A 22,705-nucleotide genomic window follows, 5' to 3' on the forward strand; every position below is an offset into this window, starting at 1 on the left:
GCCCTCGGCCCAGCGGGTTGGGGACGATGGTCTTGGCAAGCCCGAGCCGGAGGCTTACGTTCGTGGCTCTACTGTCCGCTTCTACGGGCGTAGAGACGCAGACGTCGCGTCGAAGGAGCAGCTCATGGCCAATGTCGTACGTGCCGCTCTGGTCCAGGCCACCTGGACCGGCGACACCGAGTCCATGGTGGCGAAACACGAGGAGCACGCCCGCGAGGCGGCTCGCCGGGGCGCGAAGATCATCGGCTTCCAGGAAGTCTTCAACAGCCCCTACTTCTGCCAGGTCCAGGAGCCCGAGCACTACCGCTGGGCCGAGCCCGTCCCGGACGGCCCGACCGTGCGGCGCATGCGGGACCTGGCCCGCGAGACCGGCATGGTGATCGTCGTGCCGGTGTTCGAGGTCGAGCAGTCCGGCTTCTACTACAACACCGCGGCCGTGATCGACTCCGACGGCAGCTACCTCGGCAAGTACCGCAAGCACCACATCCCGCAGGTCAAGGGCTTCTGGGAGAAGTACTACTTCAAACCCGGCAACCTCGGCTGGCCCGTCTTCGAGACGGCCGTGGGCAAGGTCGGCGTCTACATCTGCTACGACCGCCACTTCCCGGAGGGCTGGCGCGAGCTCGGCCTGAGGGGCGCCCAGCTGGTCTACAACCCCTCCGCCACCCACCGGGGCCTGTCGTCGCACCTGTGGCGGCTGGAGCAGCCCGCCGCGGCCGTCGCCAACGAGTACTTCGTCGCCGCGATCAACCGCGTGGGCCAGGAGGAGTACGGGGACAACGACTTCTACGGCACGTCGTACTTCGTCGACCCACGCGGACAGTTCGTCGGCGACGTCGCCAGCGACAGCAAGGAGGAGCTGGTCATCCGCGACCTGGACCTCGGCCTCGTCGAGGACGTGCGGCAGCAGTGGGCGTTCTACCGCGACCGCCGCCCCGACGCCTACGAAGGGCTGGTGCGGCCGTGACCGACGAACTGCTGGGCCGCCACCGGGCCGTGCTCCCCGACTGGCTCGCCCTCTACTACGAGGAGCCCCTCGAGATCACCCACGGCGAGGGCCGCCACGTCTGGGACGCCGACGGCAACCGGTATCTCGACTTCTTCGGCGGCATCCTCACCACGATGACCGCCCACGCGCTGCCCGAGATCGCCAAGGCGGTGAGCGAGCAGGCCGGGCGGATCATCCACTCCTCGACCCTGTACCTCAACCGGCCGATGGTCGAACTCGCCGAGCGCGTCGCCCAGCTGAGCGGCATCCCGGACGCCCGGGTCTTCTTCACCACCTCCGGCACGGAGGCCAACGACACCGCCCTGCTGCTGGCCACGACGTACCGGCGCAGCAACACGATCCTGGCGATGCGCAACAGCTACCACGGCCGGTCCTTCAGCTCGGTCGGCATCACCGGCAACAGCGGCTGGTCCCCGACCTCGCTGTCCCCGCTGCAGACGCTGTACGTCCACGGCGGCGTGCGCACCCGCGGCCCCTACGCGGCCCTGAGCGACGGCGAGTTCATCGCGGCCTGCGTCGAGGACCTGGAGGACCTGCTCGGCCACACCCGCCCGCCGGCCGCGCTGATCGCCGAGCCCATCCAGGGCGTCGGCGGCTTCACCTCGCCGCCGGACGGGCTGTACGCCGCCTTCCGCGAGGTGCTGAACGAGCGCGGCATCCTGTGGATCGCCGACGAGGTGCAGACCGGCTGGGGCCGCACCGGCGAGCACTTCTGGGGCTGGCAGGCACACGGGCGCAACGGGCCGCCGGACATCATGACCTTCGCCAAGGGCATCGGCAACGGCATGTCCATCGGCGGTGTCGTCGCCCGCTCCGAGATCATGAACTGCCTGGACTCCAACAGCATCTCCACGTTCGGCGGCACCCAGATCACCATGTCGGCGGGCCTGGCCAACCTCAACTACCTGGTGGAACACGACCTCCAGGGCAACTCGCGGCGCGTCGGCGGCCTGCTCATCGAGCGACTGCGGTCCGCCGCCGCGCAGGTGCCGGCCGTACGGGAGGTCCGCGGGCGCGGGCTGATGATCGGCATCGAGGTGACCAAGCCCGGCACCGACGAAGCCGACCCGAAGGCCGCCGCGGCCGTCCTGGAGGCGGCCCGCGAGGGCGGCCTGCTGCTCGGCAAGGGCGGCGGACACAACACCAGCTGTCTGCGCGTCGCCCCGCCGCTGTCCCTCAACGTCGCGGAGGCCGAGGAGGGCGCCGAGATTCTCGAGAACGCTCTGCGGAGCATCCGGTAGCAGCGCACCGAGGCAAGGGAAGTCGCCATGGCCACCACACCGGACACCTGGGAACCCGCTCTGTCGGTCCGGCAGGTCCTCACCCTGGAGCGGGTGCTCGCCGGGGAGCCCGAGGTGGTGGCCGGAGCGAGCCACCTGGACCGGCCGGTGCGCTGGGTGCACGTCGCCGAGGCCGCCGACGTCGGCGTGATGCTCAGCGGCGGCGAGATGGTCCTCACCACCGGTGTGCTGCTCGCCGGTGACGAGGACAAGCAGGCCGAGTACGTCCGGTCGCTGTACCGCGCGGAGGCCGCCGCCGTCGTCCTCGGACTCGGCCGCGCCTTCCCGGCCACCCCGGACGTGATGCGCCGGGCGGCTGAGCGGTGCGGGCTGCCGATGGTCGTCCTGCACCGGCCCTTCCCCTTCGCCGAGCTGACCGAGGAGGTCCAGTCACGGCTCGTGCGGCGCAAGTTCGCCGCCGTCAGCCTCTCCGAGGCCGTCCGCACCGAACTCACCGCCCTCATCACCGCGGGCGCCCCGCTGCAACGCCTGCTCGACGAGATCGCCCGGCACAGCGCCTGCCCGGTCGTCGTCACCAACCTCGCCCACCGCGTCCTCGGCACGGCGGGGGAGCGGCCCGCCGTCGACGACGTCCTGCGCGACTGGGAGCGCATCGCACGCCAGGCCGGAGGCACCGAGGGCGACGGCTGGATCCGGGCCGAACTGGGCGGACGCGGGGAGCGCTGGGGCCGCATCGTGCTGTGCGGCTACCGCGGCGGCACCGCCACCGGACGGCTGCTGGCCGACCGCGCGGCCGAGGCCCTCGTCCTGCACCGCATGCTCGGCGGCAGCGCGGCCTGCTCGTGGGAGGAGCAGTCCGCGCAGAGCCTGCTGACCGACCTGGTCAGCGGTGTCGTACCGGCCCGGCAGCTGCTGCCCCGGGCCCGGGCCGCCGGACTGCCCGTCAACCGGCGGACCTTTGTGCCGCTGGTCGTCCGCGACGGCGACACCGGCCGGCTCGACCGGCTGCTCCGACTGCTGGGCCTGCCCGGACTGGTCGCCGAACTCGCCGACGGCGCCACCGCCGTACTGCTCAGCCTCGCCCGCGACCAGGACGCCGACGTCCTCGCCGCGCACTTCGCGACCAGGCTGCGGACCGAGTCGGGGTCGGCGGCCCGCACGATCGTCGCAGCCGCCGACCCCCGGGCCGTCTGGGACGACGTACCCGCGGGGCTGCGCGAGGCCCAGCACGTCGCGGACGCGGTCGCCGACTCCACGGCGGCCCTCGACCTTCCGCCGGTCGTCCGCCTCAAGGACGTCCACCTGCGCGGTCTGATACGCCTCCTGCGCGACGATCCGCAGGTGCAGTCCTTCGCGGAGCGGGAGCTGGACGGGCTGCTGTGCGAGACCGACGAGGACCTGTTGTCCGTCCTGCGCACCTACCTCGCCACCGGCCGCAACAAGTCCCGCACGGCCCAGCTCCACCACGTCTCCCGGCCGGCCCTCTACCGCCGCCTGGAGGCCATACAGGTCCGCCTCGGGGTGGACCTCGACGACTTCGAGCAGGCCGCCTCGGTGCACATCGCTCTCCTCGCGCACGACGCGCAACAGCAGTGAAACCTGTGACCACATGGGAAAACGGCGGTGAAACATGAACCCACGGCAGGGTGACACGGTGACACGCCGCACGCCCCCAGACGTGACACGGTGCAACTCAAAGACGCTCACGCGACTTCCTAGGCTCACGGCACACCGAGCGACCGGAGGTCCCGATGAGCAGAGTGATCCGTGCCGCCGTCTTCCAGACCGCCTGGACGGGCGACAAGGAATCGATGATCCAGGTCCACGAGCAGGCGGCCCGCGACGCGGCCGCGCAGGGTGCTCAGGTCCTGTGCTTCCAGGAGCTGTTCTACGGACCGTACTTCTGCCAGGTCCAGGACCCGGCCTTCTACGAGTACGCCGAGCAGATCCCCGAGGGGCCCATCGTCCGGCGCTTCCAGGCACTCGCCAAGGAACTGGGCATCGTCCTGGTGCTGCCGATGTACGAGGAGGAGCAGCCCGGCGTCCTCTACAACACCGCTGCTGTGATCGACGCGGACGGCTCCTACCTCGGCAAGTACCGCAAGACCCACATCCCCCAGGTGCGCGGTTTCTGGGAGAAGTTCTACTTCCGCCCCGGCAACTCCGGCTGGCCCGTCTTCGAGACGGCCGTGGGCAAGGTCGGCGTCTACATCTGCTACGACCGTCACTTCCCGGAGGGCTGGCGCGCCCTCGGTCTCGCGGGCGCAGAGATCGTCTTCAACCCGTCTGCCACCTCCCGCGGCCTCTCCGCCTACCTCTGGCAGCTGGAACAGCCGGCTGCGGCCGTCGCCAACGAGTACTTCGTCGGCGCGATCAACAGGGTGGGCGTCGAGGAGTACGGCGACAACGACTTCTACGGCACGTCGTACTTCGTGGATCCCGAGGCCCAGTTCGTCGGCGAGGTGGCGAGCGACAAGGAGACGGAGTTGGTCGTCCGCGACCTCGACATGGCGAAACTCCGCGAGGTCCGCGACCGCTGGCAGTTCTACAGGGACCGGGCTCCGGGCGCGTACGGCCCGCTGACAGCACCTTAGAACGCCGTCAAGGGGCACGCCCTCAGGGGCGCGGGGAACTGCGCGAGCAACCACTCACAACCGGCACGCATCCACAGCGAGGAGCGACCAAGACATGAGCAGCCGTACAGTCATCCGCGGCGGCCTCGTCATCACCGCGTCCGACGAGATCCACGCCGACGTCCTGATCGAGGACGGCCGCATCGCCGCCCTCGCAGCCACAGGGACACCCGCAGCCCAAACCTTCACAGCGGACCGCACGATCGACGCCACCGGAAAGTACGTCCTCCCCGGCGGCGTCGACGCACACACCCACATGGAGCTCCCCTTCGGCGGCACCTTCGCCTCCGACACCTTCGAGACCGGCACCCGCGCCGCCGCCTGGGGCGGCACGACGACGATCATCGACTTCGCCGTGCAGAGCGTCGGGCACAGCCTCCGCGAGGGCCTGGACACCTGGCACGCCAAGGCCGACGGCAACTGCGCCATCGACTACGGCTTCCACATGATCGTTTCCGACGTCAACGAGCACACGCTCAAGGAGATGGACCACCTGGTGGAGGAGGGCGTCACCTCCTTCAAGCAGTTCATGGCCTACCCGGGCGTCTTCTACAGCGACGACGGCCAGATCCTGCGCGCCATGCAGCGCTCCGCCGACAACGGCGGCCTGATCATGATGCACGCGGAGAACGGGATCGCGATCGACGTCCTGGTCGAACAGGCACTGTCCCGCGGCGAGACCGACCCGCGCTACCACGGCGAGGTCCGCAAAGCCCTGCTGGAGGCCGAGGCCACCCACCGTGCCATCAAACTCGCGCAGGTGGCCGGTGCGCCCCTGTACGTCGTGCACGTCTCGGCGACGGAGGCGGTCGCCGAGCTGGCCAGGGCCCGCGACGAGGGGCTGCCCGTCTTCGGCGAGACCTGCCCGCAGTACCTGTTCCTGTCCACGGACAACCTCGCCGAGCCGGACTTCGAGGGCGCCAAGTACGTGTGCAGCACACCGCTCAGGCCCCGGGAGCACCAGGCCGCGTTGTGGCGGGGGCTGCGCACGAACGACCTCCAGGTCGTCTCCACCGACCACTGCCCCTTCTGCTTCGTGGGTCAGAAGGAACTCGGCCGCGGCGACTTCTCCAAGATCCCCAACGGGCTCCCGGGCGTCGAGAACCGCATGGACCTGCTCCACCAGGCGGTCCTCGACGGGCACATCTCCCGCCGCCGCTGGGTCGAGATCGCCTGTGCCTCCCCGGCCCGGATGTTCGGCATGTACCCGAAGAAGGGCACCATCGCGCCGGGCGCCGACGCCGACGTCGTCATCTACGACCCGCACGCCGAGCAGGTCATGTCCGCCGAGACGCACCACATGAACGTCGACTACTCGGCGTACGAAGGAAAGCGCACCACCGGCCGGGTCGAGACGGTCCTCTCGCGCGGCGAACTCGTCATCACCGAGCGGGAGTACACCGGACACGCCGGGCACGGCGTCTTCACCCCGCGTTCCACTTGTCAGTACCTCAACTAGGAGTGGTGCGGATGGACTTCGGACTCGTCCTGCAGACAGACCCGCCCGCGTCGCGGGTCGTCAGCCTGATGAAACGCGCGGAACGCAACGGCTTCTCGTACGGCTGGACCTTCGACTCCGCCGTGCTGTGGCAGGAACCGTTCGTGATCTACAGCCAGATCCTGGCCAACACGACGAAACTGAAAATCGGGCCGATGGTGACCAACCCGGGCACCCGCACCTGGGAGGTCACGGCCTCCACCTTCGCCACCCTCAACGACATGTTCGGCAACCGCACGGTCTGCGGCATCGGCCGCGGCGACTCCGCGATGCGCGTGGCCGGCCGCAAGCCCAACACCCTGGCCCGGATCAGCGAGGCCATGAAGGTCATCCGGGCCCTGGGCGGCGGCCAGGAGGCCGACCTCGGCGGCGGAACCGTCGTCCGCTTCCCCTGGATCCGGCCGGGCGCCGAACTGCCCGTGTGGATGGCCGCGTACGGTCCCAAGGCCCTGAAGATGACCGGCGAGGAGGCGGACGGGTTCATCCTCCAGCTGGCCGACCTGTATCTGACCGAGTACATGGTCAAGGCGGTGAAGGACGCGGCCGTCGCCGCCGGCCGGGACCCCGACGCGGTGACCATCTGTGTGGCCGCCCCGGCCTACGTCACCGAGGACGACTCGCCCGAGGCGCTCGCCCACGCGCGTGAGCAGTGCCGGTGGTTCGGCGGCATGGTCGGCAACCACGTCGCCGACCTGGTGTCCAAGTACGGAGAGCACTCGGCCCAGGTCCCGGATGAACTCACCGACTACATCAAGGCGCGCGAGGGATACGACTACTCCCACCACGGCCGCGCCGACAACCCCGATACCCAGTTCGTGCCCGACGAGATCGTCGACCGGTTCTGCCTGATCGGCCCGGTCGAGCGGCACATCGAGAAGCTGAACGCGCTGCGCGCGCTGGGCGTGGACCAGTTCGCCGTCTACGACATGCACGACGCGCAGGAGGCCGTGATCGACGCGTACGGGACACGGGTCATCCCGGCCGTCAACTCCTGACGTACCCGCCCGGCGACACCCCCTTCGAACTCCCCCCTCCCGGCGGGCCGGGAAGGGGGCCCAGGACGCTCCCGAGCGCACCCCCCCATCGGCGTCACCCGCATGGCCTTTCCCGTCCCACCTCCCCTGATTGGCCTGGCACATGACCGATACCGCTCCCACGGCACCACCGCCGACCTCCCAAGTCACCCTCGCCGACGGCCGGGTGGAGATCGCCCCGGGCGTCCCCGCACCGACCGGTCCCTACGCCAACGAGGACCTGCTGCCGGTCCCCGTCGAGAAGCGCACCTGGACCACGTACAACTTCTCCGCGCTGTGGGTCGGCATGGCCCACAACACGGCCTCCTGGACCCTGGCCTCCGGGCTCATAGCCGTCGGCATGGACTGGAAGCAGGCGGTGCTCACCATCGCCCTGGCCAACGTCATCGTGCTGATACCGATGCTGCTCACCGGGCACGCCGGACCGAAGTACGGCATCCCCTTCCCCGTCTTCGCCCGTGCCTCCTTCGGCATCCGCGGGGCCAACCTGCCCGCCGTGGTACGGGCGTTGGTGGCGTGCGGCTGGTTCGGCATCCAGACCTGGATCGGCGGCGAGGCCATCTACTTCCTGGCCGGCAAGCTCATCGGGAACGGCTGGACGGACGCCGCGAAGGTCGGCGGCTACGCCTGGACCATGTGGCTGTCCTTCGCGATCTTCTGGGCGCTGCAGGTCGTCATCATCTACCGGGGCATGGAGACGATCCGCCGCTTCGAGAACTGGGCGGCGCCCTTCGTGCTCGTCGGCGCGTTCGTGATGCTGTGGTGGATGAGCGACAAGGCGGGCGGCTTCGGCCCGCTGTTCGACCAGCCCTCCAAGCTCGGCTGGGGCGCCGACTTCTGGAAGCTCTTCGCACCCGCCCTGATGGGCATGATCGGCTTCTGGTCCACGCTGTCGCTGAACATCCCCGACTTCACCCGCTACGGAAAGAGCCAGAAGGCGCAGACCCGGGGCCAGGCGCTCGGTCTGCCGACGACCATGACGCTCTTCGCCTTCCTGTCCGTGATGGTCACCTCGGGCTCGCAGGCCGTCTACGGCGAGGCGATCTGGGACCCGGTACAGCTCGCGGCCAAGACGGACAGCACGGTGGGCCTGCTCTTCGCGCTGGTCACGGTGCTGGTGGCGACACTGTCCGTCAACGTCGCGGCCAACCTGGTCTCACCGGCCTTCGACTTCTCCAACATCGCGCCCCGCAGGATCAGTTTCCGGGCCGGCGCCCTCGCCACCTGCGTCCTCGGTGTGCTGATCTTCCCGTGGAAGCTGTACTCCGACCCGCAGGGCTACATCTTCACCTGGCTCGGACTGGTCGGCGGACTGCTCGGCACCGTCGCGGGCATCCTCATCGCCGACTACTGGATCCTGCGCCGCGCCCGGCTGGACCTGGCCGACCTGTACCGTCCCGGCGGCCGCTACTGGTACGCGGGCGGCTGGAACTGGCGGGCCGTCGTCGCGTTCGCGGTCGGGGGCGTCCTCGCCGTCGGCGGCGCGAGCTTCAAGCCGCTGATCGACGGCCGCCCGATCCCGGCGCTGGCCGAGCTGGCCGACTACGGCTGGGCGGTGGGCCTGGGCACGTCGATGGTGCTGTACCTGGTGCTGATGGCCTCGCGCGGCCGGAGCACCGCCTGAGGACGAGGAAGGCCGGCGCGCTGGAGAGCGCTCAGTCCTTGTCGCTCTCCAGCGCGGCCACCGCTTCCTTGGCGGCCTTGATGGCGCCCTTGTTGATCGTGTCCGTACCGGGCGCCTTCTTCGACTCGAAGTCGCTGCCGTTGTACGTGATGGTCACCAGCGCGTTGGAGGCGCTGACGAACACCTGGCCCTCGCGGGTCTCCTGCTTGTCCTCGGTGGTGAGGTTGACGATGGAGTACGCGCTGTCGCCGAGGCCGGGTACGGCGCCGCCGCCGCTCTTCTCCTCGGTGTGCTTCTTGTAGGCCTTTTGCGCCGCCTCGTCCGACTCCAGCACCTCGTAGGACACGTCGAGCCAGCGGTAGTCGTAACCGTCGAGCGCGTTCCAGGAGCAGGTGCGGCGCAGGTCCGAGTCCGAGGACGGGATCTCCTTGCCGGCCGTCTTGGCACCCGGCACCAGCGACTCGACCGTCTTCTTGGCGACGCTCTCGCACGGCGCCGGCGCGGCCGAGTACGCCTTCGACACCGTCTCCGTCGACGGGCCGGACGCGGACTGGGTCTCGGTCTTCTCTTCGGCCGAGGTGTGCTCGGCGGCCTGCGGCGTGGCGAGCGGACCGGACGACAGAGCCCAGCCCATGGTCGCGAGCACGACCACCGGCGACAGACGTGCGGTCAGGGCCAGGGGCAGAGGTAGGGAACGCACGGCGCCCTTCTGTGGGGGACGGACGGTGCGGAGCGGGCCCGCACGGCGGGACGGGACGCCAGTGTCACACGCGTCCCTGTGGTGCGGAAGTGCGGGCTCCCGCACAAGTCTCCGGAACACCGTGCGTGTCGGCGCGGTCGCGCTGCGCCCGGCGCACTCTGTCGTCGTCGTCAGGGACGATCCCGGACATACCTCAACGTCCCACGGCAGGATGGGACATCACTCCCCGGCCGCCGACGTCCGCAGCGCGTGGTCGAGGAAGTGCCGGGTGATCGGCGGCACCACGCGGGAGCTCAGCCAGGCGATGCCGATGTCCCGGGCGCCCCGAACGTCGGTGATGTCCAGGTACCGGATCGGGGACTCGGAAGCCGCCGTGATGTCCGGAGACGACGGGATCAGGGACACCCCCAGGCCCGCGGCGACCAGACCGCGCAGGGTCTCCACCTCCTCGCCCTCGAAGGCGATGACCGGTGTGAAGCCTGCCTCGCGACACAGCTCCGCGGTGATGTCACGCAGCCCGTATCCCTGCTTGAGCAGGATGAACCGCTCCTCCGCCACTTCGGCCAGGCGGATCCGGCGGCGCCTGGCCAGCCGGTGCCGGGACGGGACGGCCAGCCGCAGCGGCTCCACCAGCAGGCGCCGCCACGTGACGAGGGGGTGGCCGGGGTCGCTGCTGGTGATGACCAGATCCGCGGTCGTGTCGAGGAGGTGCCGGGTCAGGCCCATCTCGCCGTCCTGGTGCAGTTCGAACTGAGCCTGCGGGAAGGTCCGCCGGAATTCGGTGACGAGCCGGGGGACCAGCCAGGTGCCCAGGGTGTGCAGGAAGGCCAGCGACACCACGCCCGAGTCGGGGTGGACCATCTCGGCCACGGCCCGCCGGCCCCGGTCGTAGTTGTCGAGCACTCCGTCGACGTACTCCTTGAACACCCGCCCCGCCGGGGTGAGGCGCAGCACGCGCCCGACGCGCTGGAGGAGTTCGGCGCCGACCTCGTCCTCCAGCCGGGCCAGGGCGCGGGACAGGGCGGGCTGGGTGACACCGGCGTCCGTCGCGGCGTCGGTCACCGTCGTTCCCTCCGCGACGGACTGGAAGGAACGCAGCACCTGAAGATCCATGGGGCCATTCTTCCCCCGCCGATTACCGGACCGGACTCGCCGCACCCGCGACCACGTGCCCGGTCACCTGGTCACAGAGTTGTTCGGACGCGGTGATCGCGCTCTCCCAGTCGGGCAGCGGCCGCCCGCGGCGGGCCGGTTCCCGCCGGGCGTGAGCTACCGTCCGTCGCGCCTCGGACAGTTGGTGGTAGGCGGTACGGCGCAGTGACTGCCGCTGGACCGGGCCCGCTTCCGGCGCGGCGTCGCGGTAGCGCCGGGCGGCGGCGACGGCGGCCTCGGTCTGTGCCTCGGCTCGGTGGGCGGAGGAGTCCGGCCACACGGCGAAGTGCGCGACGAGCACCAGCGCGGACGCCAGCGCCGTGTCCACCACGCGCGTGCCGTACAGCGGACGATGATCGCCCAGCAGGTCGAGCAGCACGAACACGACGGCGGTCAGCCCCAGCGTGGCGAGCGCGTAGTGGTGCCGCACCCCGATGGCCATGAGCGCGCCGAACACGGCCACGACGCCCACCACGGCGTACGTACCGGTGGCCGCCGCGGACACCGCCCCGATGGCGGCCACCCCGACGATCGTGCCGACGCACCGGTGCAGTGCACGGGGGAACAGCGGGCCGAAATCGGGCTTGTAGACGAAGGCCACCGTCATGGGCAGCCAGTAGCCGCGAGGGCGGTGCAGCACCTCCCCGAGCACATGGGCGGCGAGCACGCACCCGGCCAGCAGCAGGGCGTACCGCAGACGCGCCGCCCGTCCGGGTCCCTCGTGCGCCGGCAGGCGCAACTCCAGGTCGGCCCCGTCCGGTTCACCGTCGACGGCGGTGGTCAGTTCGGCCAGGGCGCGCGTGCCCGGCGAGCCGGTCACCGGTGCGGGCCGCGCCGCGCGATCCTGCGGGGCCGCGAGGCGTCCCGGCAGCAGACGTCCGGCCAGGTGCCGCGGTACGTCGATCAGGGCGGGCGGAAGCGCACGGCCCTCCCACACCACCGCCGTCACGGCCTCGCCCAGCCGCACGGCGTAGTGGAACGCCCTGACCAGGTCCCCGGTTTCGTCCCGCCGCCGCCCGTGCGGGGCGAGATGCGGGGCCATCACCTCGTGGGCGTGGTTCAGCGCCAGCGTCATCCGCAGACGGGCCTGCTCGGCGGCATCGGTACCCGCCGCGGCCAGGGCCTCGCCCGCGCTCCGGTACACGGCGAGCACGGCGTCCCGTTCGACCTGGTGCCGGCGCCACAGCCACGGGGCCGCGGACAGTACGAGGACGAGGACGACACCGGCGAGCAGCGCCAGCGGCGGCTGCCACCACGGCCCCGGCACGGGGATACCACTGCCGATCGTGACACCGAGCAGCAGGTGCATGCCCGACACGGACGCGATCCGCCCGTGCAGGCCGACCCCGCCCGCCACGAGCGCGGCCGCCACCAGACACCCCGCCACCGCCGCCGGCTCCCCGCTGCGCAGGGCGACTTCACCGGCGAGCAGGCCGAGCGCGCTGGACACCCCGGTCCAGCCCAGCCGGCGCACCCGGACCCGGTACGGATCGGAACCGTCCTGGCTCACCCCCCACAGGGCGCCGATGGCGGCGATCGCCGAGAGCACGACCCACCCGGTGGCGAGCCCGGCGAGCAGGGGCAGCGCGAGCGCGACGGCCCCGCGCGCAGCCGCCGCCCAAGGCAGGGAGCCGGGCAGGCGGCCGAGAACGGAGCGCGGCCACCACGGGCGCGACGGGCGGCGCGGACGGTCCGGTCGCGAGTCTGCTGGTGTCATGAGGCCGTGTCCTTTCGGGGTGGCCGACCGGAGGGCGGGTGCGGAGCGCACGGGGCGTGGCCCCGGCAGTGCCGGCCCGGCCGCGGTCAGCCGACCAGCTCGATGAGCAGGGGCAGGGTGGCGAAGGAGAGGAGCAGGCTCACCACGACGGCGGAGCCGATGGTCCGCACGTCCTCGGCCGAGCCGTGCCGGGCGGCGAACATCAGGGGGACGGGCGAGACGGGGAACGCGAGAATCAGCGCGGCCTGCGCGGCGACGGCCTCGGAGGCCAGGAGCAGCCCCGTCCCGTAGACGAGCAGGGGCAGCACGACCACGCTGGTGAGCGAGACCGCCCACACCGTGGGGGACAGCGCGGGCCGGCCGATCCGGGCGACGGAGACACCGACGTACAGCAGAGCCGTCGCCGAGGCGGCGCCCGCGAGCAGGCTCAGCGCGGAGTCGGCGATCTCCGGCACACCGGCCCCGGCGACCGACAGCACCAGGCCCAGGACGGGGCCCCAGCAGAACGGCTCGCGCAGCGCGTGCCCGACGGTGCGTAGCACGGAGGGGCGCGGGCCGGGCGACCCGGCCTCGGCGGCGGGCGGCGGGGCGGCCGCCTCGGACGCACCCCCGCCGACGGTGGCCAGGGCGGGCCGCCGAGCGGGGGCCGCCGCCCCGGCGGTGACCGTCCGGGGCCCCGTCTGTTCCGGCATGCCGAGGAGGATCAGGACGACCGGGTCGAGAACGACGTTGACGATGATGCCCGCGACGGCGATCGGCACGGCGGCCTGAGCGGTCCCGAACAGGCCCCCAGGATGGACGTGCCCATGAAGGCGTACTGCGGCTGGACGCACGCCAGCGCGAACAGTGCCGCCCGCCTCAGCGGCCGGCGGGCCGCGAGGCGCAGAACGCCCACCAGGACGGCGTACACGGCGAGAAACCCGAACGCCAGCAGGCCCACCAGGGGCAGTTGCTCGACCAGCACGTGCCGTGGCGTCTGCCAGATACTCAGCAGCAGGGCGGCGGGGAGCGCGAGTTGCATGGTCAGCTCGCGCAGTGCCTGAGCGCCGCCCGCGTCGAAGAGCGCCCGGCGGCCGGTGCCGTAGCCGACCAGGATGAGGAGGAAGACCGGTACCACGACGGTGAAGATCTCGGCGAAAGACATGACTGCGTCAATCCTTTGAAGCAAGGCGGGGGCGCGACCGTGCGGGCCGGTGACGGTACGTCAGAGAGCCGAGTGAGTCAGGTCGGTGCCCCCTTGGGGGGTGGGGAGTGATACCCGGGCACAGGCCCGTCAGACGGCCTCGATCGGCGGGTACACCGGATGCCACATGGCCGCGCGGACGCGTTCCTCGATCGTGTCGTCGGCGCTCTCCCGGGCGACGCCGTCGGCGGTCGCGGCCCGGGCCACGGCCACGGCCACCGCCACGGAGGTGTCGCGCAGCCGGTCGATCGGGGGCAGGATCGGCGCGCCAGGCGCCGCGGGGTCGGTCTGGTCCGCTATGGCGCGGGCCGCGGCCACCAGCATGCCGTCGGTGATCCGCTCGGCCCGGGAGACTGCGGTGCCGAGCCCCAGGCCGGGGAAGACCAGCGCGTTGTTGGCCTGCCCGATGTGGTGGGTGACGCCGTCCGTCTCCACCGGCTCGAAGGGGCTGCCGGTGGCGATCAGGGCCCGGCCACCGGTCCAGGCGAGCAGATCGGCGGGGACGGCCTCGGCGAGTCGCGTGGGGTTGGACAGGGGCAGGATGACCGGACGGCCGGTGTGCGCGGCCATGGAGCGGACGATGTCCTCGGTGAAGGCGCCGCCCTGCCCCGAGGTGCCGATCAGGACGCTCGGGCGCACCCGGTCGACGACCTCGGCCAGCGGCACGCCACCGAGGTTCTCGTCGTGACGCCAGCCGGCCACCTCGGCGCGGCCACGGGCGAAGGGCAGCTGGAAGTCCCGCAGCCCCTGCTGGCCCTCGGTCAGCAGGCCGTGGCGGTCGACGGCCCAGATGCGCTCCGCGGCCTCCCGCGGCGTCAGCCCGTCGGCGATCATCGCGTCGCGGAGCTGCTCGGCGATCCCGACGCCGGCGGTACCGGCGCCGAAGAGCACCACCCGGTGGTCGCGCAGGGCGGCACCGCCGGCGCGCACGCCGGAGAGCACGGCGGCCAGATTGACCGCGCCGGTGCCCTGGATGTCGTCGTTGAAGGTGAGTGTCTTCTCGCGGTAACGGTCCAGGATGCGGCGGGCGTTGGACGAGCCGAAGTCCTCCCAGTGCAGCAGGGCGTCGGGGAACAGGTCCGTGGCCGCGGCGACGTAGGCGTCGACGAAGGCGTCGTAGCTGTCCCGGTCCGCGCGCGGGTGCCGGTTGCCCAGGTACAGCGGGTCGTCCAGCAGTTCCTGCCGGTCGGTGCCGACGTCCAGCATCACCGCCAGGGTGCGGGCCGGATCCACCCCGGCGGCGGCCGTGTAGACGGCGAGCTTGCCCACCGCGATGTCGATGCCGCCCACCCCCCAGTCGCCGATGCCGAGGATCGCCTCGCCGTCCGTCGCCACGATCAGGTCGACGTCGTCGGCGCCCAGCCCGGAGGCGCGCAGGGAGTGCTCGATGGCGTCGGGGTCGTCGACCGAGAGGTACACGCCGCGCGGGCGGCGGTACTCGTAGCTGTAGCGCTCGATCGCCGTACCGACGGTCGGGGTGTACACGATCGGCAGCATCTCGGCGAGATGGTCACCGAGGAGCCGGTGGAAGAGCACCTCGTTGCGGTCGCGCAGTGCCGTCAGATAGACGTTCTTGGCGAGTTCGTCGGGCTGGGACCGGAACTGCGTGTAGGCGCGGGCGGCCTGCTGGTCCTGTGTCAGGACCTGCGGCGGCACCAGGCCGGCCAGCCCGAGCTCCTGCCGCTCGCGCAAGGTGAAGGCCGTACCCCGGTTCAGACGCGGACTGTTGAGGACGGCGTGGCCGCGCGCGCTCGTCCGGATGACACCGTCGACGGTGCTCCTCTCTGTGCCCATGATTACTCCTCAGAAGTCGGGAACCGGGGCTGGTTCCCAGACTGTGACGCTGCGTGGCATGCGTCCAATGCCTGACAGGACGGAGATCCATAACCTCAGGACATGAGGGCTTTTACCTGCGGGTTTTTCGGAGGCGGGGAGTCGGCCGAGCCGATGACTGTGATTGACGTCGCCCGGTCGGGGGCAACGACGGGGAGGGAGTTCCGGACCCAAGGGCTCCGGCTCCCGGTGCCACGTCCGAGGCCCGGTGAGAGGTCAGATGTCGACGAGTCCCGCGGTGACGGTGAAGGCCAGTCGGCAGCCCCCGGCCGTCGCAGGCCAGGTGGATCTTCGTGGGCAGCCCACCGCGGGACCGGCCGATCGCGAGGCCCGCCCTCCGGGCGGACGACGGGACGTTGCGGACACGCCCCAGGGGCTGTCTCTTCGATGCTCGGTGACGGGACGATGCCGGTCGGGTTCCGTACCGTGGCGTATCCCCATGAGGTCCGCTCACTGCACGCCTTTGTGTACCGTCCGGGCCCCAGTCGATCGAGACCGTCGACGTCCCGGTGGCTGAGCCGGGGCCGGCGCGGATCCGCGTAGATTGCCGCCGCAGCGATCAACCCGGTCGACCTGGGGGTGGCCGGGGGCGTCTTTCACCGGCTCGGATTGGTCCACCAGCCGGACTACACCGGTCTCGGCTGGGACTTCGCCGGCACCGTCGATGACTCCGGACCCGGCGTCGAGCTGCAGGTCGGCACCCGTGTTGCCGGGTTCATCGACGGTTTCGACCGCGACCACGGATCCCATGCCGAGCACCTCCACGTCTCCGCCGCGCATGTCGCCGTCGTTCCGGACGGCATGGACCTGGTCGAGGCGGCGACGGTGCCGCTCAACGCCACCGCCGCAGCCCAGCTCGTCGACCTCCTCGGTGAGGTGTCGAGCGAGGCTCGGCGCTTGCTGGTGACCGGCGCTGCCGGGGTGGTGGGCGCGCACGTCGCCGTACTCGCCCAGGACCGCGGCCGGCAGGTGACCGGTATGGCCCGAGCGGACGACGAGCCGTTCGTCCGGGGCCTCGGCGCCGACATCGCCACCGATCCCGGGCAGGGCTGGGATGCCGTTGCCGACGCCGGAGCCCTGCAGGAGCACGCCCTACGGGCGGTGCGCGACGGTGGCCGTTTCGTCGGCGTGCAGCCGGCCTCGCGGCTTCCCGGGGAGCGCGGCATCGCCGTCGAGGTCGTGTTCGCCCATCCCGACGGTGCGCTTCTCGCCCGATTGCTCGCACGGGTGGCGACGGGCGAACTGCCGGCTCGCGTCCACGCCGTCGCGCCGCTCGACGAAGCAGCCGGTGCCTACCAGGCGATGGCCAAGGGCGGCGTCCGCGGCCGGATCGTTCTCGTCCCGTCACAGCGCGGCGTCGTCTCGCGACTCGGGCCGTGACCGCGGGGCCCCGGAATCCGATCGATGTCCTGTGGGCCCGGTGGATCGACGATCGATGTGCTCGCCGGCCCTCGCGAGGAGCCCTTCGCCCGGATCGCCGCCGGCGGACGAGCGGGACGCCGCGCTCCTGCACGAGATCCATGACAACCAGTTCGTTCGTCAAGAGGGATTCCCTCAACGGACACTCGCCATCGAGATCCGATCCTGAGTGGCTATTTCTGAGCAGGGCATGGCCTGACAGTTCGTGGGGTTTCGGTATTTGCCCAGCATGAACCGGCGTTGATCTGGCGGGTGCGGTCGTTGACGAGATCGGTGCGGCGCCGCCTGACCAGGATCTTGAGGGCGACGGCTTTCATCGCCGGGCCGCAGCACGCCCAGGTCCTTGCGCATGCGGGCCCGATCGGCGATGACGAAGGCGTCCTTCGCGTCTGTTTGCCCAGACTGCGGCAAGCGGCCGACTTGGCGTGTTTATCGCCAACACGCATGGCCTGAAATGACCTAAAAGTTGCCTGCCAACCGGGAGACTTCAGGTGCTTCAGGCCGTGCGCATTGGCGATAAATGCGCCCGAGCGTATTGAAGCGGTCAGAGCAATAACATCGAACGCCCACTGTAGGCACGGACTCTGATTACTCTTCGGCTATGAAATCTGCGTTCGCACGAAGAAGCCGCGTTGCCTTGGGGCTCGGCGTGGCACTGGTCGCTTCCCTGCTGGCGTTTCCTCAGCAGGCTGTAGCCGCGGAAGTCGCCCCCATCAGTACGGCCGGCGCCACCTTGACCCCCGTCAACAACTTCACCAAGGCAATAGCATCCGCCGAGGCGAATCCGGCTCTCTCCGCCGCAAAAGACGTACCCGTCGCCGAGGTTCTGACTGCGCGCACAGGGCGTCCAGCCCTGTGCCACAACACAGGGCTGAACGGCGCCCTGAGATACGACGGCTTCTGCTGGAACGAAGCCGACGACACAACTGGCTATGCGGACCCAGCCGGCGGCTGGATGCCGCAGGGCTTCACCGGGTCGCACGCAGCAAGCGCCGGCGGCCTGTATGACGGCAGGCACCTGTACGCGGCCTCCTGGTACTTCGGCAAGTACGCCAACGGCCAGGCCAACGAGCAGTACTCGCGGATCTCGATTGCCGAATCCACGGGTGACCAGGTCCGCTACGGGCATATCGCGCTGGTCGAGCCCACAGAGACAGAGGCCGGCGGGTTCACGGAGCTTCGCTACAAATCTCACGCAGACGGGATCGCGTGGTCCGGGAGCAAATTGTTCGTAGCCAACGGTATCGAGCTGCAGGTGTACGACCTGAAGCACCTTTGGAGGATGGGTACTACCGAAAGCGGCTCCACCGGAATCAGCGGTGGAGTCGCCTCAGCTCGCTACCATCGCTGGGCTCTGCCCATGGTCGCCCGCTACAAGACCGCGAACATCACCACCGATCCGCGTGCCTGCGGCCCCAGCAACGACAACAAGATCTGCCTGAGCAGTCTGAGTATCGACGGCCAGAGCCAGCACCTCATTTCGGCAGAGCACCGTGGTGGCGCGGGCGGCAGGATCTACCGGTGGCCCCTTGGGCCGCTGAGCGCGGCTCTCCCTCAGCCCGCCAACGCAGTCGCCGGCTATACGACACCGGTGTTCCAGGTGCAGGGGATCGCGTCTGACGGCACCAATCTCTACATGAGCGGTGACTGCCCCGAGACGTGGTCTGCCGGCTACTCGTGCATCCATGTGGCGCAGCCCGGTCAGTCCCCGCACGTTCTCACGCAGGCACCGAGCCTGACTCAGGGGCTGTCCTGGGCGCCCCAGGCGGGTCGGCTGTGGGGGCTCAACGAAGCGCTGGCAACGTCGGGAGTGGGGCGCCGCGTCGTCTTTTCGATCGATCCGGACGCCGGCAAGGAGGTCGGCGGCTGGGGATGGATGTCCAACTTCACCGAGCCAGGATTCGTATGCGCCACGCCCCAGGGCGAAGGCACTGCCAACGGCACCATCGTGACCGTCTGGAACTGCACGGGAGCCGAGAGCCAGAGGTGGGCCTTTCAGAACGGTCGCCTTGTCCACAAGGTGAGTGGGAAGTGCCTTACCCCTCAGGGCGACGCATCCTCGACCGACGGGGCGCTCCTCACACTCTGGACCTGCAATTCCGCTGCTGAGTCCCAGCAATTCTTCCCGCGCAACGGCACCATCAGCAACAGCCACGGCAAGGCCGTCACCCCCAAGGGCGGTTCCCTGGGCAAGGGTGTCTACCTCACCCTGTGGCGGTTCATCGGGCCCACTGTGTCCGGCGATCAGAAGTGGAGCGTCAAGGGCTTCTGACCTCGATCTTCCGTGATTGGTCGTCAGCTTCGGTTGGCGGCCGATCTGCGTTCGGAATCCCTTTCCGGCAGGCCGTTGGCCCAGCTGTCACGTCCAGTAAGCGCCGGAATCGACGGCCTCGTCCACCACGCTGATGTGCCCTTGACGTTCGAGTCTGCTGGTCACTGAGCGGATCTTCGGCCCGCTCAGCGCGGCCGTCCAGGCCACCCGCTTCGTCGTCCTGGCCACGCATCCCACTCTGCGGGAGGAATCCGACCGCATCGACGCCGCCGAGGAGGCACTCGATGACAGTGTCGCCGTCGATGATCCACGGGTGGCTCAAGTGGCCGTCGAGCGGCACGCCTTCGAGAGCGCCCTGCATGCCGTCATCGAGGAGTCCGGCCTGGATAAGGACGACGATGCCCTCTTCGACGCCTGGGACACTTTGCACCCTGCCACCGCCGATGACGGCGAGGGCGAGGCCGACCTCGGCTCTGGCAGGCGCAAGGCTGACTCCATGAGCGTGTTCGAAGCCACCGGCAAGATGCCCTACGACTTCTCCCCAGCCCGCCTGCGCTGTATGGAACTGGCCGAAGAGCAATCCGCCCAAGACTCACCCGCTACCTGAAACACGGCCTAACGACCTCGTGCACGGTTGGCCGTGGCACGTCGGGGCCCGCAGTGCTGACGGTCTCACGCTCGATTGCCGCGGCGGAGAGTGGCGGCCTGCTGGTGTGAGAGGAGTCCGGCGACGGCTTGGACGATGTCGCTCATGTGCTCGCGGCGGCCCAGGTGGCGGGCAAGGGCCCGCCAGTTCTTCAGGTGTGCGATGCCGTGCTCGACGCGGATGCGCCGTGAGGAGTGCGCTTTTGCGCTGTTGCTCGTGCCTCTCCTCGTACCGGGCGGGGGCGTTGTTCTTGAATCTGTGATGGGGCGGTGTCACCACCCGTCCGCCGGTCTGAGCGCCCACGCCCTGATGGCCGGCATCCGCGAGGATCTCCATGAACGAACCGTCGGCCAGGAGCTCGACCGGTCCGAGCTGCCGGGCACGGGCGGATGCCCGGCGCGGCGGTGCAGCCCCGCTGCGCGAGCAGGGGCCGCACTTCGGCGATGGCGCGGGTGATGGTGGTCAACCGAGCCTCATGCTGCTCACGCCACAACGGCCCCACCTCAGCGACGAGTTCAGCGATCACATCCGACGACAGCCCCGTGACCCGGCACTCCGCCACGATCAACTCACGCGCACCCGCCCCCACCATGCCCGTTCAACGAGCCACCCGAGCGCCCAACCACGGCCAACCGTGCACGAGGTCGTCAGTCCTCGAGGCAGGCGAGTCGGTCGTGACCCTCGCCAAGTCGCTGGGGCACTCGTCGCCGACCATCACCCTCGACCACTACGCCCACTTCATGCCGGAGGCGGAGAAGAAGGGGCGCAGGGCGATCGGTAGCCTTCTGGGGGAGCGGGAAGAGGAGGTCCCTGGCGCAAACTCCCCAGACTCTCCCCAGCACCCGTCCTGAGTGCCCATCGCCCGGGCCGGTTCACGTAAACAGCGAGGTGAGAGGCTCTATGTTCACCACCCGCCCGACCCTTCAGGGCACCTTCGGCATGGTGTCCTCCACCCACTGGCTCGCCTCGCAGTCGGCGATGGCCGTTCTGGAGGACGGCGGCAACGCCTACGACGCCGCCGTGGCGGGGGCGTTCGTGCTGCATGTCGTGGAGCCGCACCTCAACGGCCCGGCCGGCGAGGTACCGATCCTCCTGGCCCCGGCCGGCGGCGAGGTACGGGTGCTGTGCGGCCAGGGCGTCGCACCCGCCGGGGCGACCGTCGCGCACTACCGGGGCCTCGGGCTGGACCTCGTGCCCGGCACCGGGCCGCTCGCCGCCGCCGTACCCGGAGCGTTCGACGCCTGGATGCTGCTGCTGCGCGACCACGGCACCAAGTCCCTCGCCGACGTCCTGAAGTACGCCATCGGGTACGCCGAGCACGGGCACGCGCCCGTGGAGCGCGTCGGGGAGACCGTCGAGACGGTGCGCGAGCTGTTCGAGACGGAGTGGACCTCGTCGGCCGAGGTGTACCTGCCCGGCGGGAAGGCGCCGCGCCCGGGCGAGCTCTTCGCCAACCCGGCGCTCGCCGCCACCTGGAAGCGCCTGCTCGCCGAGACCGCCGGGGCCGGTGACCGGGAGGCCCGGATCGAAGCCGCGCGGCAGGTGTGGCGCACCGGATTCATCGCCGAGGCCCTCGTGGACCAGGCCGCGCGCCCCACCCTGGACACCAGCGGCACCCACCACACCGGCACCCTCACGGCCGCCGACCTCGCCGCCTGGTCCGCGACCTACGAGACGCCGGTGACGTACGACTGGAACGGCTGGACCGTCTGCAAGCCGGGCCCCTGGAGCCAGGGCCCGGTCCTGCTCCAGCAGCTCGCCCTGCTCCCGCCCGAGCTGCCCCGCTACGGCTCGGCCGACTACGTCCACCTCCTGGTCGAGGGCTGCAAACTCGCCATGGCCGACCGCGAGGCCTGGTACGGGGACGCCGCCGACGTGCCGCTCGATGACCTGCTGTCCGACGAGTACAACGCGGCCCGGCGGGCCCTCGTCGGCGAGCGGTCCGACCACGATCTGCGACCCGGCAGCCCCGGCGGACGCACCCCGCGGCTGTGCGCGCACGCGCGCGTGGCGGCCGCCGCCCAGGAGGGCTACGACGCCCTGGGCGTCGGCGAACCGACCGTCGCCAAGAGCCCGGCGTCCCCCGTGCCGGGCGAACCGGAGGTCCTCGCCGACGGGACCACCCGGGGCGACACCTGCCACCTCGACGTCGTCGACCGCTGGGGCAACATGATCTCGGCCACGCCCAGCGGCGGCTGGCTCCAGTCCAACCCCGTCGTGCCCGAACTGGGCTTCCCGCTCGGCACCCGGCTCCAGATGACCTGGCTGGAGGAGGGCCTGCCGGGCTCCCTCACCCCGGGCCGCCGCCCCCGCACCACGCTGACGCCCTCGATCGCCCTGCGCGAGGGTGTGCCCGTCATGGCGTTCGGCACCCCGGGCGGGGATCAGCAGGACCAGTGGCAGCTGCACTTCTTCCTGGCGGTCGCGCTGCGCGCCCAGGTGCGTGGCGGCCTTGACCTGCAGGGCGCGATCGACGCCCCGAACTGGCACAACGACAGCTTCCCCGGCTCCTTCTACCCGCGCGGCATGCGACCGGGGAGCGTCACCGTGGAGTCCCGCTTCGACCCGGAGGTCGTCGCGGAGCTGCGGCGGCGCGGCCACGAGGTGACCGTCGGCGGCCCCTGGTCGGAGGGCCGGCTGTGCGCGGTCGCGCGGGACCCGGAGACGGGCGTCCTGTCTGCGGCGGCGAACCCGCGCGGCATGCAGGGATACGCGGTCGGCCGGTGATCAGGCAGGGCCGCCGT

16 protein-coding genes and 2 pseudogenes are annotated in these 22,705 nt (G+C 70.7%); 11 read left to right on the forward strand and 7 right to left on the reverse strand.

From position 1 onward, the window contains the following. The first annotated feature begins 124 nt into the window (after nt 1-124). The 7 genes from ACQEV8_RS35905 (at nt 125) to ACQEV8_RS35935 (ending at nt 9,039) form a co-directional block, all read left to right on the forward strand. The gene (locus ACQEV8_RS35905; protein ID WP_432968973.1) at nt 125-967 is read left to right on the forward strand and encodes a nitrilase-related carbon-nitrogen hydrolase; all 843 of its coding nucleotides are present in this window, start codon (nt 125-127) and stop codon (nt 965-967) included. Next, nucleotides 964-2,250 carry an aspartate aminotransferase family protein gene (locus tag ACQEV8_RS35910; RefSeq protein WP_432968976.1) on the forward strand — a complete coding sequence of 429 codons (1,287 nt, stop codon included), beginning with the start codon at nt 964-966 and terminating at the stop codon, nt 2,248-2,250. The genes ACQEV8_RS35905 and ACQEV8_RS35910 overlap by 4 nt, the downstream gene beginning before the upstream one ends. Before the next feature lie 27 nt (nt 2,251-2,277). Next, nucleotides 2,278-3,846 carry a PucR family transcriptional regulator gene (locus tag ACQEV8_RS35915; protein ID WP_432968979.1) on the forward strand — a complete coding sequence of 523 codons (1,569 nt, stop codon included), beginning with the start codon at nt 2,278-2,280 and terminating at the stop codon, nt 3,844-3,846. A 155-nt stretch (nt 3,847-4,001) separates the two neighbouring features. Further along, nucleotides 4,002-4,844, forward strand: coding sequence for a nitrilase-related carbon-nitrogen hydrolase (locus ACQEV8_RS35920; RefSeq protein WP_432968982.1), 843 nt, complete (start codon nt 4,002-4,004; stop codon nt 4,842-4,844). Between the two features lie 94 nt (nt 4,845-4,938). Continuing rightward, on the forward strand, nt 4,939-6,342 hold the full coding sequence (gene hydA / locus ACQEV8_RS35925; protein WP_432968985.1) for a dihydropyrimidinase: 1,404 nt from the start codon (nt 4,939-4,941) through the stop codon (nt 6,340-6,342). An 11-nt stretch (nt 6,343-6,353) separates the two neighbouring features. Then, the gene (locus ACQEV8_RS35930; RefSeq protein ID WP_432968988.1) at nt 6,354-7,376 is read left to right on the forward strand and encodes a TIGR03842 family LLM class F420-dependent oxidoreductase; all 1,023 of its coding nucleotides are present in this window, start codon (nt 6,354-6,356) and stop codon (nt 7,374-7,376) included. A gap of 142 nt (nt 7,377-7,518) precedes the next feature. Then, complete coding sequence (locus tag ACQEV8_RS35935; RefSeq protein ID WP_432968991.1) at nt 7,519-9,039, forward strand: NCS1 family nucleobase:cation symporter-1; 1,521 nt, start codon at nt 7,519-7,521, stop codon at nt 9,037-9,039. Between the two features lie 31 nt (nt 9,040-9,070). On the opposite strand, the gene ACQEV8_RS35940 is transcribed toward ACQEV8_RS35935, so the two are convergent. The 6 genes from ACQEV8_RS35940 to ACQEV8_RS35965 form a co-directional block, all read right to left on the reverse strand. Further along, nucleotides 9,071-9,739, reverse strand: a complete 669-nt coding sequence (locus tag ACQEV8_RS35940; protein WP_432968994.1) for a hypothetical protein — start codon at nt 9,737-9,739, stop codon at nt 9,071-9,073. Between the two features lie 219 nt (nt 9,740-9,958). Then, nucleotides 9,959-10,852 (reverse strand): LysR substrate-binding domain-containing protein, encoded by an 894-nt coding sequence (locus ACQEV8_RS35945; protein ID WP_432968997.1) that lies wholly within the window; start codon nt 10,850-10,852, stop codon nt 9,959-9,961. Between the two features lie 22 nt (nt 10,853-10,874). Next, complete coding sequence (locus ACQEV8_RS35950) at nt 10,875-12,608, reverse strand: FUSC family protein (protein ID WP_432969000.1); 1,734 nt, start codon at nt 12,606-12,608, stop codon at nt 10,875-10,877. Between the two features lie 86 nt (nt 12,609-12,694). After that, nucleotides 12,695-13,369: an AEC family transporter gene (locus ACQEV8_RS35955; protein WP_432969003.1), complete on the reverse strand. Its 675-nt coding sequence runs from the start codon at nt 13,367-13,369 to the stop codon at nt 12,695-12,697. Next, on the reverse strand, nt 13,312-13,752 hold the full coding sequence (locus ACQEV8_RS35960; RefSeq protein ID WP_432969006.1) for an AEC family transporter: 441 nt from the start codon (nt 13,750-13,752) through the stop codon (nt 13,312-13,314). Before ACQEV8_RS35960 ends, ACQEV8_RS35955 begins: the two co-directional genes overlap by 58 nt. Nucleotides 13,753-13,881: 129 nt before the next feature. Beyond that, on the reverse strand, nt 13,882-15,585 hold the full coding sequence (locus ACQEV8_RS35965; protein ID WP_432969009.1) for an NAD-dependent malic enzyme: 1,704 nt from the start codon (nt 15,583-15,585) through the stop codon (nt 13,882-13,884). Between the two features lie 618 nt (nt 15,586-16,203). Here ACQEV8_RS35965 and ACQEV8_RS35970 point away from each other — a divergent pair. Then, nucleotides 16,204-17,004, forward strand: a complete 801-nt coding sequence (locus tag ACQEV8_RS35970) for a zinc-binding dehydrogenase (protein ID WP_432969012.1) — start codon at nt 16,204-16,206, stop codon at nt 17,002-17,004. Nucleotides 17,005-17,282: 278 nt separating this feature from the next. Here the strand turns inward: ACQEV8_RS35970 and ACQEV8_RS35975 are convergent. Continuing rightward, a pseudogene (locus ACQEV8_RS35975) lies at nt 17,283-17,442 on the reverse strand (IS110 family transposase); the annotation flags it as partial. Nucleotides 17,443-17,644: 202 nt separating this feature from the next. On the opposite strand from ACQEV8_RS35975, the gene ACQEV8_RS35980 reads away from it, so the two are divergent. The 3 genes and pseudogenes from ACQEV8_RS35980 (at nt 17,645) to ACQEV8_RS35990 (ending at nt 22,688) form a co-directional block, all read left to right on the forward strand. Next, entirely contained in the window at nt 17,645-19,315 is a 1,671-nt protein-coding gene (locus tag ACQEV8_RS35980; protein ID WP_432969016.1) for an RICIN domain-containing protein, read from the forward strand. Nucleotides 19,316-19,466: 151 nt separating this feature from the next. Continuing rightward, nucleotides 19,467-19,922: pseudogene (locus ACQEV8_RS35985) on the forward strand (MerR family transcriptional regulator); the annotation flags it as partial. Nucleotides 19,923-20,861: 939 nt separating this feature from the next. Then, nucleotides 20,862-22,688, forward strand: a complete 1,827-nt coding sequence (locus tag ACQEV8_RS35990; RefSeq protein WP_432969019.1) for a gamma-glutamyltransferase family protein — start codon at nt 20,862-20,864, stop codon at nt 22,686-22,688. Nucleotides 22,689-22,705 lie beyond the last annotated feature (17 nt).

The sequence above is a fragment of the Streptomyces sp. CA-179760 genome (assembly GCF_050937045.1).
Lineage (GTDB): Bacteria > Actinomycetota > Actinomycetes > Streptomycetales > Streptomycetaceae > Streptomyces.

What these genes read in the sequence shown, in the direction of transcription:
- ACQEV8_RS35905 (WP_432968973.1), top strand. Translation starts at nt 125, where the DNA reads ATGGCCAATGTCGTACGTGCCGCTCTGGTCCAGGCCACCTGGACCGGC.
- ACQEV8_RS35915 (WP_432968979.1), top strand. Translation starts at nt 2,278, where the DNA reads ATGGCCACCACACCGGACACCTGGGAACCCGCTCTGTCGGTCCGGCAG.
- ACQEV8_RS35920 (WP_432968982.1), top strand. Translation starts at nt 4,002, where the DNA reads ATGAGCAGAGTGATCCGTGCCGCCGTCTTCCAGACCGCCTGGACGGGC.
- hydA (WP_432968985.1), top strand. Translation starts at nt 4,939, where the DNA reads ATGAGCAGCCGTACAGTCATCCGCGGCGGCCTCGTCATCACCGCGTCC.
- ACQEV8_RS35930 (WP_432968988.1), top strand. Translation starts at nt 6,354, where the DNA reads ATGGACTTCGGACTCGTCCTGCAGACAGACCCGCCCGCGTCGCGGGTC.
- ACQEV8_RS35935 (WP_432968991.1), top strand. Translation starts at nt 7,519, where the DNA reads ATGACCGATACCGCTCCCACGGCACCACCGCCGACCTCCCAAGTCACC.
- ACQEV8_RS35945 (WP_432968997.1), bottom strand. Translation starts at nt 10,852, where the DNA reads ATGGATCTTCAGGTGCTGCGTTCCTTCCAGTCCGTCGCGGAGGGAACG.
- ACQEV8_RS35950 (WP_432969000.1), bottom strand. Translation starts at nt 12,608, where the DNA reads ATGACACCAGCAGACTCGCGACCGGACCGTCCGCGCCGCCCGTCGCGC.
- ACQEV8_RS35960 (WP_432969006.1), bottom strand. Translation starts at nt 13,752, where the DNA reads ATGTCTTTCGCCGAGATCTTCACCGTCGTGGTACCGGTCTTCCTCCTC.
- ACQEV8_RS35965 (WP_432969009.1), bottom strand. Translation starts at nt 15,585, where the DNA reads ATGGGCACAGAGAGGAGCACCGTCGACGGTGTCATCCGGACGAGCGCG.
- ACQEV8_RS35980 (WP_432969016.1), top strand. Translation starts at nt 17,645, where the DNA reads ATGAAATCTGCGTTCGCACGAAGAAGCCGCGTTGCCTTGGGGCTCGGC.
- ACQEV8_RS35990 (WP_432969019.1), top strand. Translation starts at nt 20,862, where the DNA reads ATGTTCACCACCCGCCCGACCCTTCAGGGCACCTTCGGCATGGTGTCC.